Source organism: Weizmannia sp. FSL W8-0676, assembly GCF_038593015.1.
In the GTDB taxonomy this organism is placed as follows: Bacteria; Bacillota; Bacilli; order Bacillales; family Bacillaceae_C; genus Weizmannia; species Weizmannia coagulans.
On sequence record NZ_CP151954.1, the window covers coordinates 2,529,347 to 2,547,680 of the forward strand.

The 18,334-nt window shown below is 49.7% G+C and carries 14 protein-coding genes; 4 read left to right on the forward strand and 10 right to left on the reverse strand.

Annotated elements, in window-relative coordinates; translation table 11 throughout:
* Window positions 1-485: 485 nt before the first annotated feature.
* Window positions 486-2,462, reverse strand: coding sequence for a methyl-accepting chemotaxis protein (locus NST20_RS12520; RefSeq protein WP_342399548.1), 1,977 nt, complete (start codon window positions 2,460-2,462; stop codon window positions 486-488).
* Between the two features lie 412 nt (window positions 2,463-2,874).
* Window positions 2,875-4,098 (reverse strand): IS110 family transposase, encoded by a 1,224-nt coding sequence (locus NST20_RS12525; protein WP_237349286.1) that lies wholly within the window; start codon window positions 4,096-4,098, stop codon window positions 2,875-2,877.
* A 232-nt stretch (window positions 4,099-4,330) separates the two neighbouring features.
* On the opposite strand from NST20_RS12525, the gene NST20_RS12530 reads away from it, so the two are divergent.
* The 4 genes from NST20_RS12530 to serA all read left to right on the forward strand — a co-directional run bounded on the left by NST20_RS12530 (window position 4,331) and on the right by serA (window position 8,637).
* A complete protein-coding gene (locus tag NST20_RS12530; protein WP_342399549.1) occupies window positions 4,331-4,510 on the forward strand; it encodes a hypothetical protein in 180 nt (59 codons plus the stop codon).
* Entirely contained in the window at window positions 4,510-5,472 is a 963-nt protein-coding gene (locus NST20_RS12535; protein WP_342399550.1) for a D-2-hydroxyacid dehydrogenase, read from the forward strand. Before NST20_RS12530 ends, NST20_RS12535 begins: the two co-directional genes overlap by 1 nt.
* Window positions 5,473-5,858: 386 nt before the next feature.
* Entirely contained in the window at window positions 5,859-7,019 is a 1,161-nt protein-coding gene (locus NST20_RS12540; RefSeq protein WP_041819715.1) for an alanine--glyoxylate aminotransferase family protein, read from the forward strand.
* Window positions 7,012-8,637: a phosphoglycerate dehydrogenase gene (serA, locus tag NST20_RS12545; protein ID WP_342399551.1), complete on the forward strand. Its 1,626-nt coding sequence runs from the start codon at window positions 7,012-7,014 to the stop codon at window positions 8,635-8,637. The genes NST20_RS12540 and serA overlap by 8 nt, the downstream gene beginning before the upstream one ends.
* Before the next feature lie 91 nt (window positions 8,638-8,728).
* On the opposite strand, the gene NST20_RS12550 is transcribed toward serA, so the two are convergent.
* From NST20_RS12550 to ilvC, 8 genes are all read right to left on the reverse strand, one after another.
* Complete coding sequence (locus NST20_RS12550) at window positions 8,729-9,757, reverse strand: PTS sugar transporter subunit IIC (RefSeq protein WP_061566689.1); 1,029 nt, start codon at window positions 9,755-9,757, stop codon at window positions 8,729-8,731.
* Between the two features lie 357 nt (window positions 9,758-10,114).
* Window positions 10,115-11,245, reverse strand: coding sequence for an HAD family hydrolase (locus NST20_RS12555; protein WP_342399552.1), 1,131 nt, complete (start codon window positions 11,243-11,245; stop codon window positions 10,115-10,117).
* A 147-nt stretch (window positions 11,246-11,392) separates the two neighbouring features.
* Window positions 11,393-12,445, reverse strand: coding sequence for a threonine ammonia-lyase (ilvA, locus tag NST20_RS12560; protein ID WP_019721517.1), 1,053 nt, complete (start codon window positions 12,443-12,445; stop codon window positions 11,393-11,395).
* Window positions 12,402-12,992 (reverse strand): 3-isopropylmalate dehydratase small subunit, encoded by a 591-nt coding sequence (gene leuD, locus NST20_RS12565; RefSeq protein ID WP_013860307.1) that lies wholly within the window; start codon window positions 12,990-12,992, stop codon window positions 12,402-12,404. The genes ilvA and leuD overlap by 44 nt, the downstream gene beginning before the upstream one ends.
* A gap of 84 nt (window positions 12,993-13,076) precedes the next feature.
* Window positions 13,077-14,492, reverse strand: coding sequence for a 3-isopropylmalate dehydratase large subunit (gene leuC / locus NST20_RS12570; protein ID WP_061577558.1), 1,416 nt, complete (start codon window positions 14,490-14,492; stop codon window positions 13,077-13,079).
* Window positions 14,493-14,655: 163 nt separating this feature from the next.
* Window positions 14,656-15,756 (reverse strand): 3-isopropylmalate dehydrogenase, encoded by a 1,101-nt coding sequence (leuB, locus tag NST20_RS12575; protein WP_342399553.1) that lies wholly within the window; start codon window positions 15,754-15,756, stop codon window positions 14,656-14,658.
* A gap of 19 nt (window positions 15,757-15,775) precedes the next feature.
* Window positions 15,776-17,317: a 2-isopropylmalate synthase gene (locus NST20_RS12580; RefSeq protein ID WP_342399554.1), complete on the reverse strand. Its 1,542-nt coding sequence runs from the start codon at window positions 17,315-17,317 to the stop codon at window positions 15,776-15,778.
* The gene (gene ilvC / locus NST20_RS12585; RefSeq protein ID WP_342399555.1) at window positions 17,304-18,332 is read right to left on the reverse strand and encodes a ketol-acid reductoisomerase; all 1,029 of its coding nucleotides are present in this window, start codon (window positions 18,330-18,332) and stop codon (window positions 17,304-17,306) included. The genes NST20_RS12580 and ilvC overlap by 14 nt, the downstream gene beginning before the upstream one ends.
* Between the last annotated feature and the right edge of the window lie 2 nt (window positions 18,333-18,334).

Below are 18,334 nucleotides of genomic sequence, written 5' to 3' on the forward strand. Positions count from 1 at the left end.
CTTTCTCCGGAGAGGCCCAGAGCCGTTCCTGCACTATTTTTTCAAATGCTGATTCTTCATTTTCCTGATTTTCAAGATTTTATAAATCGCAAATCCGGCGGCATAGAGAAAAATAAGCCAGCCCAACTGAAAAACCACATCAGGCCAATTGACATATTGATGCACGCTTTTCTCTTCCCCCATATGAGGTCATTTCCTTTTTCAAAAAATTTGTTCACCCGCTTCATAGTTTTATTTTAAAGGACGCCGGAGCCATTGTCACCGAAAATATTTTGCCGGCGCTCCGAAGCCCTTTTGTGGCCGCTGCTCCATCGTTTTCTCGCGTGGCAACTGCCACGGCCGTTGTGCGGCGGGCAAAATTCATCCCCCAAAATTCCCGCACTTGCATTGCCTTTTGCTTTGCCCGGGCGGAACCCGTTTTCAGTTGAATCCATGCGCCAAAAAAAGCGCCTAAAGCCTAGATTCCTGCTTTGGGCGCTTCTTCTTTAAAACTTGTATTTTTTCACCATTTCCTGCAAGTACTCCGCCAGATAGGACAACGCTCTGGCCGAATCGCTGATATCATCCATCGATTTCAGGTGGCTTTCAATGGAAGCGGCCATTTCTTCGGTTGCCGCCGCATTTTCTTCAGCAATTTGGGCAAGTTCGTTCGCAGTCGAAGTCACTTCCTGGACGGAGGCGGAAATTTCTTCCGAGATCGCCGCCATTTCTTCTACTTGCGGTGTGATTTCTTTCATCCCGTTCATGATCGTGTCAAATTTTCCGATCGAATCTTTGGAACGTGACACGCCGGCTTCCACATCTTTGGACACTTGTTCCATTTCGCGGACGGAATCTTCCGTATCATGCTGGATTTGCGTAATCAGCTTTTCAATTTCTTTGGTCGAGTTTTGCGACTGGTCGGCCAATTTCCGGATTTCGTCTGCCACGACCGCAAACCCTTTTCCGTGCTCGCCCGCCCTTGCCGCTTCAATCGCTGCATTTAAAGCAAGCAAATTCGTCTGGGCCGCAATTCCTTTTATCACTTCTGTAATCTGGCTAATTTGCTTCGAATGTTCAAAGAGTGCCTGGATTTTTGCGTTAGATTGCGCGACAGAACCGGCAATGGACTTCATTTGTGCAACCGTCTCACGGACAGCCTCGCCGCCTTGTTTCGCATGTTCAAGCGTGGCATTGGACAAGCTGGAAATCGCCATCGTACTGTCGGTTACTTTTTCCATTGCTTTTGCGATTTCACTCATCGCCTGTGCGCTGTTTTCCGTGCCGTTCGTCTGCGTTTCCGCACCGCTTGCAATCTGGGCAGCAGCGGAATTGATTTCATGGCTTGCCTGCGTTGTATTTTCCGCATTTGCCTTCAGCTCTTCGGAAGAGGAAACGACCATCTCCGCGCTTTTATCGACCTGGTCGAGAAGGTCGCGCAGGCGGTCCTGCATTTTTTTAAAACTTACAGCCAGTTCACCGACTTCATCTTTTTTCCGGATATCAATTTCCTCTGTTAAGTCCCCTGAGGAAATTTTTAATGCCGCTTCTTTCAGGCGGTTAATCGGCCGTGTCACAGAACGGATGACAAAATAGGCTAATGCCGTACCGAGAACGAGAAAAATGACGATGACAAGAATCATCCGGTCAATGATCGGCTGTACAGCTTTGCCGACCTCATCGGCATACATTGTCCCTGCAATTTTCCAACCCGTCAGGCTGTCGGTTGTATAAATCATCATTTTTTCCTTCCCCTGATACGTATAGGAAATGTGTCCGGAAACATGGTTAAATACGGTATCATACACTTTTTCTTTTGCATACGCCCCCGGTTTTCTTCCCGGCATCACGACGATGCGGCGCGCCGGGTCTACAAGCACCGCATACCCGTTTTTCCCGATTTTGATTTCTTTCGCCATTTTTTGGAGCGCGCTCATTTTCAGGTCAACTGCGACAACCCCGGAGTTGTCTTGCGCCGTTTTGGCAATGGTGACAATCGTTTCCCCCGTGATCGCGTCCTGGTACGGGGCTGTCACAACCGCTTTTCCGGGCTGTTCCATCGCTTCCTTATACCACGGCCTTTGCCTTGGATCATAACCTGCAGGCAAGTTGCCATTCGGTTCGATCATCATTTTCCCGGAAGCTGTCCCAACGTAAACATTCAAGACATTGTTATGCAGATTTGCATATTGGCTGAACATCGTCTTGATTTCGGACGGCTTTTTTTCCGTTTCGGCCGAAATTTTTTTAGAAAAATAATCCACATCGTCCATGCGCGGCTGGATCGCATCATGGATGATATTCTGCAACAGATTGACATTTTCCGTGGCGGCATTCAGCATTTGCGATTGGACTTCACTTCCTGCTGATTTGATTGAAAAATATCCGATCAGTACAGATGGAACGAGCAGGATTGCGAGGATAGAAACAATCAATTTCGCTTTCATATTCCATCGTACATGTTTTTCTACCATCTTTCGCATAACAAGGCAACTCCTTTAATCATTTTCATAGCGGATATCACTAATTCTTTTGCGGATATCACCAATTCTTTTATCGTACCTTTTAGTCACTTTTTCATAGGTCTTTATACCCGGAAACATGCGTGCAAATAATTGATAAGGCTTACAGGCTGAAGGGATGGCGGTTTTTGCAAATGTGAACAGTTTATGGCAGGAATTACCAGAATAAGCAGGAAATTTTTTATGGTATATCGAATATATGATTTAATGGAATAAAGTCCTACGGTGTGATGTCAAGGGTTAAAAACAAGTGAATTGGAAATTTTGTTGGCTCTATGTCATAAAAATGGCAATACTGAACTAAGCCTCCAGATAATTGGAATAATCTGGAAGTTTTCAAGTTCAGGCTATCGATGATGGTTACCTGGTTACCTCATCGCGTCACCTTCTTTTTCGGCGCATAAATTTGATCGTTGCGGAGCAGCGCATCGATCAGGCGCACCAGTTTTCTTGCCGTTAAGACGAGGGCGCGTTTGTGTGAGTGCTTATGCACCTCACGATATTTCTTTTGGTAAAAGGCGCGGTACTCAGGTTCGTGTCGCCGGACCAGATTGGCAGCCTCAACCAGGTAATACCGGAGATAACGATTGCCTGTACGCGCAAGCATTTTGTCATCAGCCTCAAAATCACCCGATTGGTGGCGGGGCCAGAACAATCCGGCAAATTTTGCGATCGCGGCTTGGTCGTCAAAGCGCTCAATGTCGCCGATTTCAGCGAGAATCCCAGCACAGCTCACCGGGCCTATTCCCGGAATGGTCTGGAGGGTATTCGGGATTCCATCAAGAACGCGGGCAATCGCCTTATCCAAATCCTTGATTTGGCGTTTAAGATGCCGGATGATCTCAATAGAACTGCCCAGGACCAAGTCAATCGAATCCTCCACACATTTAGAAAGCCGGTAAGAGGACCGGGCAGCTTTTTGGATGGATGCGGCCAAATCCTCGGGATCGCTAAAGCGGCCATGGCCTTTGGTCTGGAGATACATCGCTAAGTCCTCCAGAGGCATTTGGGCAATTTCATCGAGGCTATAGGCCTCAAGCAAAAATTCCGTTATGGCATGGCCGAAGACCGATGTATCCACTTCAAGGTTAAAGGCACTGAATTTGAAAAACAGATGATTCAAAAATACCTGTTGTTCCCGGGTTAAACTTTGAATCAGGTGATAGCGCATCCGTGTTAACCGTTGAAGGGCAAGGTATTGTTCTGACTGAATCACGGATTTCGGCAATCTCCCGAAACGCAAGCGGTCCGCAATTACCCAGGCATCTTTGGGATCGGTCTTGTCCATCTCGGCATAAGCCTTTTTGAAATTTCTCACCAGCTTCGGATTCAGGGTAAACACCTTTGTACGACGCTGTTTCAGCTCGGGATCTTCATGGAAAAACATTGCCGGGTGCCAACTATACACAGATGTGGCCTCCATGGCGATCTGGATGGTGTCATCCGCCTCCGCATGTTGGAGGATGGTGTCTCTTAACTCAGAGGCACCGGGAAGATTGTTTGTCACCGTTTGGGTGGCTAACGTTTCCCCCATTCCATCCATCAGGCAGGCATCGAGGTTTTTGGAGCTCACGTCAATACCGACAAATAAGGGCATATGATTTCCTCCTCTCTGTATTGGGATCGATGGAATCGGACGCTTCGGGATATCCCCAGATGGCTTGCCGATCTGTCAGCCTCGCGTATGAGAACTCATCCGGGCCGTGGGCTGCCTGGAACTGCTCATTTCCAGCACGGAGATCCGGAGGAACGGCCTACGGGTTAGACGTTCAAGCAAGAACCTGGGGATGCAGACTTTTCGAGTAGTCAGGCTACAAGGAGGGGAAGCATTGACCCAAACGATCCTAAGACCATTATCCGGGAACATCGCGAAGCGTCCAAGTCCGAACTTGTATTCCGGGCTCGCCCGGAATACAAAATCTTATATTCACTTGTCAATGAGCAGCAGAATGAACTGGAAATTGACATCCACTTTGGATTTAAACTTATTATACGAGGAGGGAGTTTGATGGCGGAAAGAACCATGATTATTGCAGAAAATCTTGCCCCCGGCCTGCTTGGTGAAATCAGGAAACTGGTTCCGGAATGGCGCATACTGGCCGGAAAAGATCCGGCGCATTGGCAGAGTGAAGTGAAGAAAGCTGAAGTAATTGCGAGCTTTCGAAAGAAAATGGAAAAAGATGCATTATCGGAAGATTCCGCTCTCCGCTGGGTTCAAAGCTGGAGTGCGGGGGTGGACAGTTTCCCGCTCGAACAATTTGAGAAAAAGGGGCTCTTTCTGACTTCCGCAAGCGGCATCCACGCCTATCCGATTTCTGAAACCATTTTTGCAATGATGCTGGCATTGACAAGGAAAATCCATACATATGTCAGAAATCAAACGAAAAAGAAATGGAACCATGCCGGGTTAAAACTGGAAATGCACGAAAAGGTGATCGGCATTATCGGTGTCGGGGAAATCGGGCTTGAAACGGCAAAAATTGCCAAAGCCTTCGGGATGAAAGTGCTGGGCGTGCGGCGTTCCGGTGCGCCTGCCGGGTTTGTAGACGAAATGTATACCAACGGGCAGCTCCATGATATGCTTCCGCTTTGTGATTATGTCGCCGTCTGCCTGCCGCTTACGAAAGAAACGTACCATTTATTCGGGAAAGAAGCATTTGCCCGCATGAAGCCGTCTGCATTTTTTATCAATATCGGCAGAGGGGAAATCGCAAATGAAAAAGAACTGGCCGATGCCCTTGCCTCCGGCGAAATTGCCGGCGCCGGGCTGGATGTGTTTGAAAAGGAACCGCTCCCTGAAGACAGCCCGCTTTGGGAGCTGGAAAATGTGATCATCACCCCGCACACCGCCGGCTCAACCGAACATTACGACGAACGAGTTGTCCGGGATATCTTCATCCCGAATTTAAAACGGTACCTCGCTGGCGGCAAGCCGGACATTCATCTTGTCGACTACAAAAAAGGTTATTAACCTTTTTGCGCGAATCAAAAAATACGATGATTTTTAAATTATTTCATTTTTCCCTTTACAGAACTAAAACCAGCTGTTAGAATATTTAGCACAGAGCAAAATGATATTCGAAAAGTAATGATGAAGAAGGCGTATTTGCAAAAAGCCGCAGAGAGTCGGTGGTTGCTGCGAACCGATGCTTTTGCTGATACAATGCCCAGCGCTTCTGAACTGGCCGGCCGAAAGTGATGTAGGCCGCACCCGGCATATGCCGTTATTTTCCCAGAGGCTGCCGTACGCAGCAAAAGAGGGTGGCACCACGGTACATGACGTCCCTCCTCCACAAGGATTTCTTTGTGGCGGAGGGACGTTTTATTTTAATTTTATATTGGAGGATTGACGTACTCATGCTTTTTTGTAAGGAATCGCTATTCACACCAGGCCCAACACCCGTACCGGACCGTGTAAAACAGGCCATGAACCAGCCTATGGTCGCCCACCGCAGTGAAGTCTTTTCAAATAGCCTGAAGCAAGTGGCGACAAAACTGATGCCGGTCTTTGGCACAAAAGAACCGGTGGTTGTCATTGCCGGCAGCGGGACATCCGCACTGGAAAGCGCCGTCTGCAACGTTGTCCATGAAGGCGACCATGTCGTTGTCGTTGTCACCGGTGTGTTCGGGGAGCGTTTTGCTTCCATTTGCGAATCATACGGCGCCCATGTCCACCGCCTCAATATAGAATGGGGAACCGCCTGCCGCCCGGAACAGCTGGAAACGTTCCTTAAGGGGCTAAAAGATCCGGTCAAAGCGGTTTTTGCCACCTATTGCGAAACATCCACATCGGTGTTGAACCCGGTGAAAGACCTTGGCGCCGTTGTAAAACGGCTGACCGATGCCTTGTATATCGTTGACGGCGTCAGCTGCATTGGCGGCGTGCCCGCGGATATGGAAGATTACCAGATTGATATCCTTGTTTCTGGTTCGCAAAAAGCGCTCATGCTGCCGCCGGGCCTTGCCTTTGTCGCCGTCAATAAACGGGCCAAAGAGGCAATCAAGAACGGACCGGAAAAACGGTTTTATCTCGACTTGAACCGGTATATCGATTCATATGATGAAGCCGTGACAACACCGTTCACCCCGCCCGTTTCCCTCGTGTTTGGCGCGGAAGAAGTGTGCCGGATGATTGAGGAAGAAGGCTGGGGCAATGTCATCAAGCGCCATGAAATTTTGCGCGATATGACCCGCGCCGGCGTGAAAGCTTTGGGCCTTCCGCTCCTTGTCGAAAACGACGCGGATGCTTCGCCGACCGTCACAGCGGTGAAACCGGATGGCGAACAGGCCGGGGCAATCAAAAAATATTTGCAGGATCATTTTTCAATGGTCGTCGCAAGCGGGCAAAAACAGCTGAAGGGAAAAATTTTCCGGATTGGCCATATGGGGTACAGCACCCCTTTTGACGTGATCAACGTTTTAACCGCGCTGGAAATGGCGGTACACGAACTGAACGGAAAGGATACATTCGGCATTGCAGTGAAAAAAGCGGAGGAGGCATGGAAAGCGCATGTTTAAAATTTTAGTAACGGATAAAGTAAGCGAAGAAGGCTTGAAAAAACTGTATGCGCACAAAGATTTTTTAGTTGAGCACCAGCCGGGCATTGCGCCGGAAGATTTAAAAGCCACAATCGGCCAATATGACGGGCTGATTGTGCGGAACCAAACAAAAGTGACAAAAGACATCATTGAGGCATCCGGCAATTTGCGTGTCATAGCAAGGGCCGGGGTCGGCGTTGACAATATTGATGTCGATGCTGCGACGAGAAAAGGGATTATTGTCGTCAATTCACCGGGAGGAAACACGATTTCCGCAACGGAGCATACACTCGCCATGATGCTTTCCCTTTCCCGCAATATCCCGCAGGCACACAAGTCCGCAGCCGCGGGAAAATGGGAGCGCGAAAAGTTCAAAGGCGTCGAGCTTTTCAAGAAAACGCTCGGCGTCATCGGGACGGGCAAAATCGGGACAGAAGTGGCGAAACGGGCAAAAGCATTCGGAATGGCCGTGCTCGGGTATGACCCGTATTTAACCGAAGAACGCGCGGCAAAGCTCGGCATCAAAAAAGCAACGCTTGACGAAATTGCCGCCCAAGCCGATTTCATTACGCTCCATACGCCGCTGATGAAAGAAACGAGGCATTTGATCAATGAAGCATTTTTGGCAAAAACGAAAAAAGGTGTCCGCATCATCAATTGCGCACGCGGCGGGCTCGTTGACGAACAGGCGCTGCTTCAGGCGCTTCAGGAAGGCCGCGTTGCAGGGGCTGCTCTGGACGTTTTTGAAAACGAGCCGGAAATCACGCCGGGGCTTTTGGAACTACCGAATGTTATTGTAACCCCGCATCTCGGCGCGTCGACCCGCGAAGCACAGGTCCGGGTGGCGGCGGATGTCAGCGACGAAATCATCCATATTTTTGAATCTGAGGAGATCCGCAATGCCATCAATATGCCGCAAACTTCCGGGGAAAACCGCGAACGGATGGAACCGTTCCTCCTTCTTGGCGAACAGGTGGCACAGCTCGGCATCCAGCTTTTGGATGAAGCGCCCGAAAAAATTGAAATTACGTACGCCGGCGAGCTTTTGGATGAAGATACAAAACTGCTGACGAGAACGATTATCAAAGGGATTCTGGCGCGTCATCTCGGCAGCACCGTTAATCTTGTCAATGCCCTCCATCTCTTAAAGGAACAGGGGTTGACATACAATCTGCAGCGCAATGCGTCGTTTAAGGGCTTTTCCAATTATTTGGAATTGGCACTGTATAAAAAAGGCAAACAAGTGAATATCGGCGCTTCGATCATTAACGGGTTCGGTGGCCGCATCGTGAAGCTGAACGATTACCGTGTCGATCTCCGCCCGGAACAGCACCTTCTTTATATCCGGCATCTGGACATCCCGGGCATGATCGGTCAGGTCGGATCGATTCTCGGCAGCAATGATACCAATATCGGCACGATGCAGGTGGGCCGGAAAGAAATCGGCGGGGAAGCGATCATGGTGCTCACGCTCGATAAAACCGCAAGCCGGCAAGTGCTGGACCAATTAAAAGAGGTAATCGGCATTAAAGCCGTTCAGACTTTGGAACTCGCAACCGGCTATACCTTTCAGGAAGAACCTTTTGTAGAAGTATAAATAAAAAGCATTCACGGCAAAACGCTGTGAATGCTTTTTTTCGGATACGAGCAAAAACCGGGCTTGTACGGCCCGGCTTTACTTTCCGGTATTATTGGACTTCCATTCTGAGGTCGCCGGCTTTTGCCCAGCCAAACAATTTAAGGAAATGATAGATGCCGAGCGTCGTAAAAATGGGTAAAATCACACCCGCCGCAACATAAGCAAGCAACGCGCCGGTTCCCTGGTTTGCGAGAATATTAAGCGGCGCAATTAAAGAATTCAGGCCGAGCCCGCCGAGTTCATACGGCACTTTCAAGTGAAACATCATCGTTGCAACCGGCGCACAAATGAGCGACGAAACAAACGGCGGAATAACAAGGCGCGGATTTTTCACCAAATTCGGGAACTGGACTTTTGGCGTAATCAAGGACTGTGCAATATTGCCGCCCCAGTCATTTTGTTTCAGCGACATTGCCGTAAAACCGACAAACTGGACCGTACAGCCGATCAGTGCAGCTGCGCTGGATACCGGATCAAGCTGCAGCGCAATGGCAAGCGCGGCCGAAGAAGCAGGTGACATGAGGAGGATGCTCCAGACGAGCGATACAACCATTGAACCGAAAAGCGGCGAACCTTGTACAGAGGCCGTAATTTCACCGCTCAGCCATTGCAAAAACGGCGTGGTGACAGCAGCAAGGCCAACGCCGGCAACACCGCCGGCAAGAATGGCGGCAAACGGAATTGCCATCATATCGAGCTTCGTTTTGCCGGACACGCGTTTCCCGACCCACGTTGCAACAACTGCAGCCAGCACAGCACTGACAGGCTGTCCGGTGACAATCGTAATCAAGCCGTCCTGGGTGGTGCCGATCGCATTTCCGCCGACCGCCGCACAAGCCATCGAACTGAAAATGACCAATGTATTGCCGCCAAGCTGATATGCAATCCCTGCGCCGATGGCCGGCGCCAACAGCGATTTCGTCGCCGCCCCGATGGCCAAAAAGCCGTCCCAGCCGAGGAATTTCCCAAACGTTTCAAACAAAAGTCCCAGACCCAAAGTCACGAGCACAGCGTTTGCTACCCCGGCCGATGCTTTATATGCCCTGTCAATTACATAATCTTTAGTTGCTTGTTTCATCTTTCCCACTCCTTGAAATACTCCGAATTAAAAGATCACCGTTTCTGTTTTATTTTCAGGACTTCAACGATTTCCGCAAAATGAAGGTTCTTACGGGTTTCCACCTTGATTTCTGCTCCTTCTTTTGTGATGTTGAAATATTACATTAATTTTAAAATAAAGTCAACATTTAATTTTATTTAAAAATATTTTTCCAAACTTTTCATCCCGTTTTTATAGAGGAACTGGAAAAATTACACTATATTAATAAAGTGATCATGTAAGGTTTCCCTGCAAAAAATTTTTTCGGAAATTGCCGTTTTTTACGGCGCGGAATATCCTGCGAAAAAGAGGCATGCCTCAGCATACCCCAGCAGTCTACAAAAATATGTTTTTGAGGCCTACTACATTCTCAAAAATATAATCTGCCCCGTGTTCTTCAAATTCGGCTTTTGCTTCTTTTCCGGACAAGCCGGTTAAGATGCCGGCAAATTGGGCACCTATTTTTTTTGCAGCAAGCAGGTCCGCGAGCGAGTCCCCGACAATCAGGATTTCCTGCCCGTTTTCAAGCGGGAGGCTGCATTCCGCACAGTCGCGGGTGGGCGTGTTTTTCCCTTTTAAAGCAAGCAGGTAGGTAAAAGGATTCGGCTTTGCAAGCGGCGTATGGCCTCCAAGCTCCTCTTCCGCCTTTAAAACGTCGTCCGCCGTCACGATATGCGCCTCATGAAACAGCGGCAGCCAGCCAAGCGCCCGAAACGGCCCGTACGTTTCAAGCTGCGGCCTTCCCGTGCCGACGCCGAGTTTCAGCCCTTTCCCCGCCAAAAAGGAAAACAAGGCACCGATTTTTTCCGGTTCGGCAAGCGGAATCTCTTCATCGAGAAAGCCTTTTTTCCCCGTTTGCACGCTCGGCTTCCCGGTAGAGGCCATAATATTTTGGTCGCCGACATACCATTCCTGGGAAATCTGCTCGCACACCGACCAGAGCGCGCCTTTTTTGCCAAGCTGCGTATCTGTAAGCCCGAAGATTTCATAAGCAAGCTGGTCCAGCACTTTCAACAAATCCTGTTTTGTTTCGGGCCTCTTTGCAAACCAGTTTAAAAATATGCCGTAGTCGGTTTCAACCGGATAGTGTGCAAGCACCCCGCGGATTTCATGAAGCGTTTCATAATCGATTTCACGCGCCAGCCAGCCGCGGATCCGGCCTGCTTCCTCTTCCTTTATTTGCGAAAGCAAGTGTAACAGCTGGCAGGTGAACGTCAAATAAATCATATCCCAGTTGGCGTTCATGCCGCGCGATTTTAAAAACCGCAACACTTCATCATGCTGAAAAACATCAGCCCGGATCCGCCTGATTTCCTCATCTGTTAAGGCTGTTTTAAATTGTTCCGGTGCGAGCCCTAAATAATGGCCGCTATGTATCAATTCCCAGACGGTCAAGCCGGATGCGTCAAAATAACGTTCCTCGCTCAGCAATACCCCGTCCACATCAAATAATACCGTTTGAATCATCTCTTCACCTCTTTCCTACATCAGTGTAACAAAGGATGCTGTTTTTTTGTATCGTTTTCTCACTTTTCGGCCTGCATTAAAGAAAAGGCGCCCCGGGGCAAGCCTGGTGAACACGCCTGGCATGCCCCGGCCTGCTGGTGCCCGGTTCTAAAGCGAAACAACCTTATGTTTTTTTTTGCCGGCCGCAGCCAGCCGTTTGAAGTGGGAGATTTTATCCAGATCAGCATTTCCGCCGCTTACAACAATGCCAATATGCTTTCCCGAAACGCCAACTTTGCCGCTTAATACAGCCGCGAAAGCCGCCGCTCCTGCCCCTTCGACAAACATTTTTTCACGTTCGAGCATATAAATGATGGCAATGGCAATGTCTTCATCGCTCACCGTCACGACATCATCCACATACTTGCTGATTAACGGAAAAGTCAGCTGGCCGGTCTCTTTTACAAGAATGCCGTCCGCGATGCCCGAAACATGTTCGAGCCGACTGTTTCCCATCCCTTTAAAGCGGTTATAAACAGCAGGCGCCCCCTCGGACTGCACGCCGATGACGCGGATTTTCGGATCATAATTTTTCAGGAGGCAGGCCATGCCAGCAATTAAACCGCCGCCCCCGACCGGAATCACAACCGTATCAAGATCCGCGCATTGCTGGATCATTTCGAGAGCAATCGTGCCCTGGCCGGCCATCACTTCATAATCGTCAAACGGGTGAATAAACGTTGCGCCTGTGATTTGCTGGTCCAAAACAGCTGCTTCATATGCTTCCTGGAAAGATTCGCCGGTCAGCACAACTTCCGCGCCATACGCCTTTGTTGCCAGCACTTTGGCAAGCGGCGTTTTTTCCGGCATATATATTTTAGCCTTCAACCCCTGTTTCGTTGCCGAAAAAGCGACACCCTGCGCATGGTTGCCCGCCGATGCCGCAATCACGCCGTTTTTTCTCGCATCCCCTGCCAGGTTCGTAATTTTATTCAGTGCGCCCCTGATTTTAAAAGACCCGGTGCGCTGCAGGTTTTCCATTTTAAAGTAAAGCCTTGTTCCTGCCATTTCATTGAATGTCGCCGATTCGTTCAACGGCGTCCGGTGCACGACCGGCAATAAATTTTCAAATGCTGCTACAATGTCTTTCGTTTGTAAGAAATCCCCATTGTTCCCGTCACACTCCTGCGTTTTCAGACGCTTCAAATTTTGAAATTTCATCTTCAAGCAATAATGTCAGCCCGATTTCATCCAGTCCCTTTAACAGCATATTCTTCGGATACGGATCAATGTCAAAGTGGATGGACTTTTCTCCCGTTAATACCACTTGTTTTTCAAGATCAACCGTTAAAACGAGCCGTTCTGCCTGTGCCTTGCCAATCAACTCGCGCACTTCTTCTTCCGGCAACTCTACGGTTAAAATCCCGTTTTTTAGACAGTTATTATGAAAAATATCAGCAAAACTTGTTGCGATGACCACTTTAAAGCCGTAATCCTGCAAGGCCCACGGCGCGTGCTCCCGTGAAGAGCCGCATCCGAAGTTGTCGCCTGCCACTAAAATCTGTGCTCCCTCGTATTTCGGATCATTTAAAGGAAAATCTTCCCTTTTATTTCCGTTTTCATCGAAGCGCCAGTTGTAAAACAGGCATTCCCCAAATCCCTTGCGCTCAATCCGTTTCAAAAACTGTTTTGGAATGATCTGGTCGGTATCGACATTTTTTCGGTCCAATGGGAATACGAGCCCTGAAAAAGTTTGAAATGGCTCCATTTGCTTTTGCCCCCTCTCTCCGTATAGATGAATGAATTTTCTTCTGCTGCCTGCTGCAAAAGAAGCAGCGCGCCATGCCACCATTTAGCGGGCCGGCACAGTCTGGCCGAGCTTCCGGACATCGACAAATTTGCCGTAAATGGCGGCGGCTGCGGCCATCTCCGGGCTGACAAGATGCGTTCTGGCGCCTGTTCCTTGCCTGCCTTCGAAGTTGCGGTTCGATGTTGAAGCGCATCGTTCTCCGGCCGGGACAATATCATCATTCATCGCAAGGCACATGCTGCAGCCCGACTCGCGCCATTCAAACCCGGCTTCCGTAAATATTTTGTCAAGTCCTTCTTCTTCCGCCTGTGCTTTCACGCTTTGCGACCCCGGAACAATGAGGGCCCGGACTCCTTCTCTTACATGCCGTCCCTTTACAATTTCCGCTGCAGCCCGCAAATCGGCAAGCCGCGAGTTCGTGCATGAACCGATAAATACATGCTGGACAGGGATGTCTGTAATCTTCATCCCTGGCTCAAGGCCCATGTATTGCAACGCTTTTTCAACCGCCTGCCGTTCGCCGGGATCGTTGATTTCAGCCGGATCAGGCAGTTTTTCACTGACCGGGAGGCACATGGAAGGGTTCGTGCCCCAAGTGACCTGCGGCTCAATTTCTGCTGCATCCATTTCAAGCGTTTTGTCATAGACGGCGCCTTCATCTGATGCCAGCGAGAGCCAGTATGCCGCTTTTTCTTCAAAATCTTCCTTCGGCGCATATTTCCTTCCGCGCAAAAAGGAAATGGTCGTTTCATCCGGGCTGATCAACCCTGCCCTGGCTCCTGCTTCAATCGACATATTGCAGACGGTCATCCGCTCTTCCATTGACAAATTGCGGATCGCTTCGCCGGTGTATTCGACAATATGGCCGGTGCCGACGCCAATCCCGAATTTGGCAATGATGGCAAGGATTAAATCTTTAGCCGTCACGCCCGGCCCGAGTTTGCCGTTGATTTTGATCTGCATCGTTTTCGGGCGCTTTTGCCATAATGTCTGGGTCGCCAACACGTGTTCCACTTCACTCGTGCCGATTCCGAAAGCAATGGCGCCAAATGCACCGTGCGTGGACGTGTGGGAATCGCCGCATACAATCGTTTTCCCGGGCTGGGTGAGCCCCAGTTCCGGCCCGATGACGTGGACGATCCCCTGGTCCGGATGGTTGATGCCGGCAAGCGGGATGCCGAATTCCCCACAGTTTTTTTCCAAAGTGGACATTTGTTTTTTCGAGACCGGGTCTTTTGAAATCCGGCCCCTTGTTGTCGCAACATTATGATCAACGGTGGCAAAGGTTAAATCCGGCCTCCGCACTTTGCGGCCGTTTATCCGCAGCCCCTCAAACGCCTGCGGGGACGTGACCTCATGGACAAGGTGCAAATCAATATAGAGCAGGTCCGGCTTCCCTTCTTCGCGGTGGACCAAATGGTTTTCCCATATTTTATCGATAATCGTTTTCGGTGCCATCGTATCACTCCCATCTGCCGCTTTTCGTTTTTTGGAGATCCATCTCCGTTTTGCCAATTCCTTTTTTCATGATTAAAAATCCGTGCTGTTTTTCCATCCAGAAAACGTGCACCGCTGTAAACTGCCACTTGCCAAATCCTTTTTTATTGAAAGATACGCCCTCTTATTGAAAAATGCGCGGACGGGCTGCGCTGTTATTTAATTTTTCGATCAGCCGGTCTGTGAGCTCAATTGTACTGACCACTTTTCCGTTTGCCACCTGCAAATCGCCTGTACAATAGCCGTCTTGAAGCACATCATCCACTGCTTTTTCAATGGCCGCCGCTTCTTTCTCAAGCCCGAACGAATAACGGAGCATCAAAGCCGCTGACAGCACTGTCCCGAGCGGGTTGGCTTTTCCCTGCCCGGCAATATCCGGCGCGGAGCCGTGGACCGGTTCATACATGCCGAACCGGTCGGAACGGAGGCTTGCGGATGGCAACATGCCGAGGCTGCCGGTAATCACGGACGCTTCATCGCTTAAAATATCGCCGAACATATTCTCTGTTACAATGACATCAAATTGGCCCGGATTTGCAATCAGCTGCATCGAAGTTGAGTCGACAAGCATATGGCTCAATTCCACGTCCGGATACTTTTTCGCGGTTTCTTCCGCAATTTCGCGCCACATTCTGCTTGATTCCAGCACATTCGCCTTATCGACGGATGCCAGTTTTTTTCTTCTGATTTGGGCAAGCTGGAATGCTTTCTCAATAATTCTTTCAATCTCTTCCCTTGTATAGGCAAGCGTGTCTACCACTTCATTCTCGCCCGGCCCGCGCCTTTCACTCGGGCGCCCAAAATAGAGGCCGCCCGTCAGTTCGCGGACAATAACAAGATCGACGTTTTCCACACGTTCCCGTTTTAAAGGCGATGCGTTTAAAAGTGTGGCATATGCTTTAACCGGGCGCAGGTTCGCAAACAGCCCCATTTCTTTCCGGAGCCCGAGCAGGCCTTTTTCCGGGCGGAGGGAAGCCGGGTTATGATCCCATTTCGGCCCCCCTACCGCGCCGAGCAAAATGGCATCGCTCCTGCGGCAAATGTCAAGCGTTTCTTCCGGTAGGGGCGTCCCCGCTTCATCAATGGCGGCGCCCCCAATCAGCGCATTTTCAAAAACGGCTTGATGCCCGTCATTGTCCAACACTGTTTTTAAAACGCGGATCGCTGCATCCATCACTTCCGGCCCGATCCCATCACCGGGCAGTACGGCCAGTTTCATTTTCATTGTCGTTCCTCCCCGAAAATCACACCTGTACTTGTTTTCTCGATTGCTGTTCCATTGCGTGCGCCCTGTTGATTGCATTTAAAAATGATTTTGCGGAAGCTTCCAGTACGTCTTGGGCAGAACCGCGCCCGCCGCATTCAAACTCCCCGCATTTCACTTTGACATATGCATCCGCAAGCGCATCCTGCCCGGAACCGACTGACTGCAGTTTATAGTCTTTCAGCTCAATCGGGCCGTCAAACAGCTTGCTGATCGTATGGTAAATCGCCTCAACGCTCCCCGATCCGGTGCTGGCTTCTTCAACAAGCGTTCCTTCCGGTGTTTTGATTCTTACTGTGGCGGTCGGAATATTCAATGTGCCGTACTGCACCTGCACACTTTCCAATTCATAATGCGCAGCATCTGCCGCATCGGTTTGCTTTTCGGCTAAAATGGCGAACAAATCGTCATCGGTCACTTCTTTTTTCTTATCCGTCAATGCTTTGAAAGCTTTAAACGCTTCGTTCAGTTTTTCCTGGCCAAGATCAAAGCCGAGCGCTGCTGCTCTTTCTTTAAAAGCGTGGCGGCCAGAATGTTTTCCGAGCACAAGCCGGTTGCTTGAGAATCCAACCAGTTCCGGCGTGATGATTTCATATGTCGAAGCCTCTTTTAACACGCCGTCCTGGTGGATGCCGGCTTCATGGGCAAAAGCATTGGCGCCGACAACCGCTTTATTGCCTGGTACAACCATCCCGGTCAGTTTGCTGACCAATTGGCTGGTGCGTTTGATTTCATCCAATTTCAAGCGGGTTTTCTTCTTGTAATAATCCTGCCTGATGTGGAGGGCGACCGCGACTTCTTCGAGGGCAACATTGCCGGCCCGTTCGCCGATGCCGTTGATCGTCCCTTCCACTTGCTGGACCCCGTGTTCAATGGCTGAAAGCGTATTGGCCGTCGCCATCCCGAGATCGTCATGGCAATGGGCGGATAAAATGACTTTATCAATATTCGGGACGTGCTCCTGAATATAGTCATACAGTGCACCGTATTCTTTCGGCGTCGTATAGCCGACAGTGTCCGGCAGGTTGATGACATTTGCGCCGGCATGGATCACTTCTGTAATGATCCGGACGAGAAAGTCTTTATCCGACCTTGTCGCATCTTCTGCCGACCATTGCACCAGCGGGAATTTTTGCTTCGCGTATTTCACGGCCTCAACAGCGATAGCTGCCACTTCATCTGGCGTTTTTCGCAGTTTGTATTGCATATGGATCGGCGATGTGGCCAGAAAAATATGGATCCTTGGCTCGGCGGAATGCTTCAGTGCATCCCAGGCTGCATCAATATCCTGCTTGTATGCCCTCGCCAGGCCGGTAACGGAACTGTTCCGGATGGTTTTTGCGATTTTTTCAACCGCTTCAAAATCCCCTTTTGAAGAGGCAGGAAACCCCGCCTCCATGATATCCACGCCAAATTTTTCCAACTGTTTGGCAATTTCGACTTTTTCCACGGTGTTGAGATTGACGCCTGCCGATTGTTCCCCATCCCTTAATGTCGTGTCAAAAACATTAACCTTTTGCATTCACAGCCACTTCCTTTTGTTTAATCGGATTTTTGACAAAAGGCATTAAATCGCGCAGTTCTTCGCCGACTTTTTCAAGCGGATGATTTTGCTCGCGTGTGTTGATGGCATTGAACATCGGGCGGTTTGTCTGGTTTTCAAGCAGCCATCCTTTGGCAAATGTGCCGTTTTGGATATCTTTTAAAACCTCTTTCATGCGCTTTTTCGTATCTTCGTTCACAACGCGCGGGCCGGAGACGAAATCGCCCCATTGCGCCGTATCGGAGATGGAATAGCGCATATTTTTCAAGCCTCCTTCATAGATCAAATCGACGATCAGCTTCATCTCATGACACACTTCAAAGTAAGCGAGTTCCGGCTGGTACCCTGCTTCCGTTAACGTTTCAAAACCGGCTTTGATTAAGGAGGTCAACCCGCCGCACAGGACAGCCTGCTCACCGAACAAATCCGTTTCGGTTTCTTCCTTAAAGGTTGTTTCCAAAACGCCGGCCCGGGCAGCCCCGATTCCTTTTGCATAAGCAAACGCCAGGTCTTTTGCTTCCCCCGTCACATCCTGGTGGACGGCAACAAGCGCAGGCACCCCGGCCCCTTCTTCAAATGTCCTTCTGACGAGATGCCCCGGGCCTTTTGGCGCAACCATAAAGACGTCAACATTTTCCGGCGGGACAATCTGGGTAAAATGGATGTTGAATCCGTGGGCAAATGCGATTGCATTGCCGGGTTCGAGCCCTGCTTCCACTTCTTCTTTGTATACTTTTGTTTGCTGCTCATCCGGCAGAAGCATCATGATGACATCCGCTTCTTTTGCGGCTTCCTTCACAGGCTTAACGGAAAATCCGTCCTGTTCCGCGCGGTTAAACGACCGGCCCGGCCTGACACCGACAACGACGTCAAAACCGTTATCACGAAGGTTTTGTGCATGGGCATGGCCCTGGGAGCCATAGCCGACAACGGCGATTTTTTTCCCTCTCAATGCTTCTTCTTTGATGTCTTTTTCAAGATAAACTTTTGTCATTT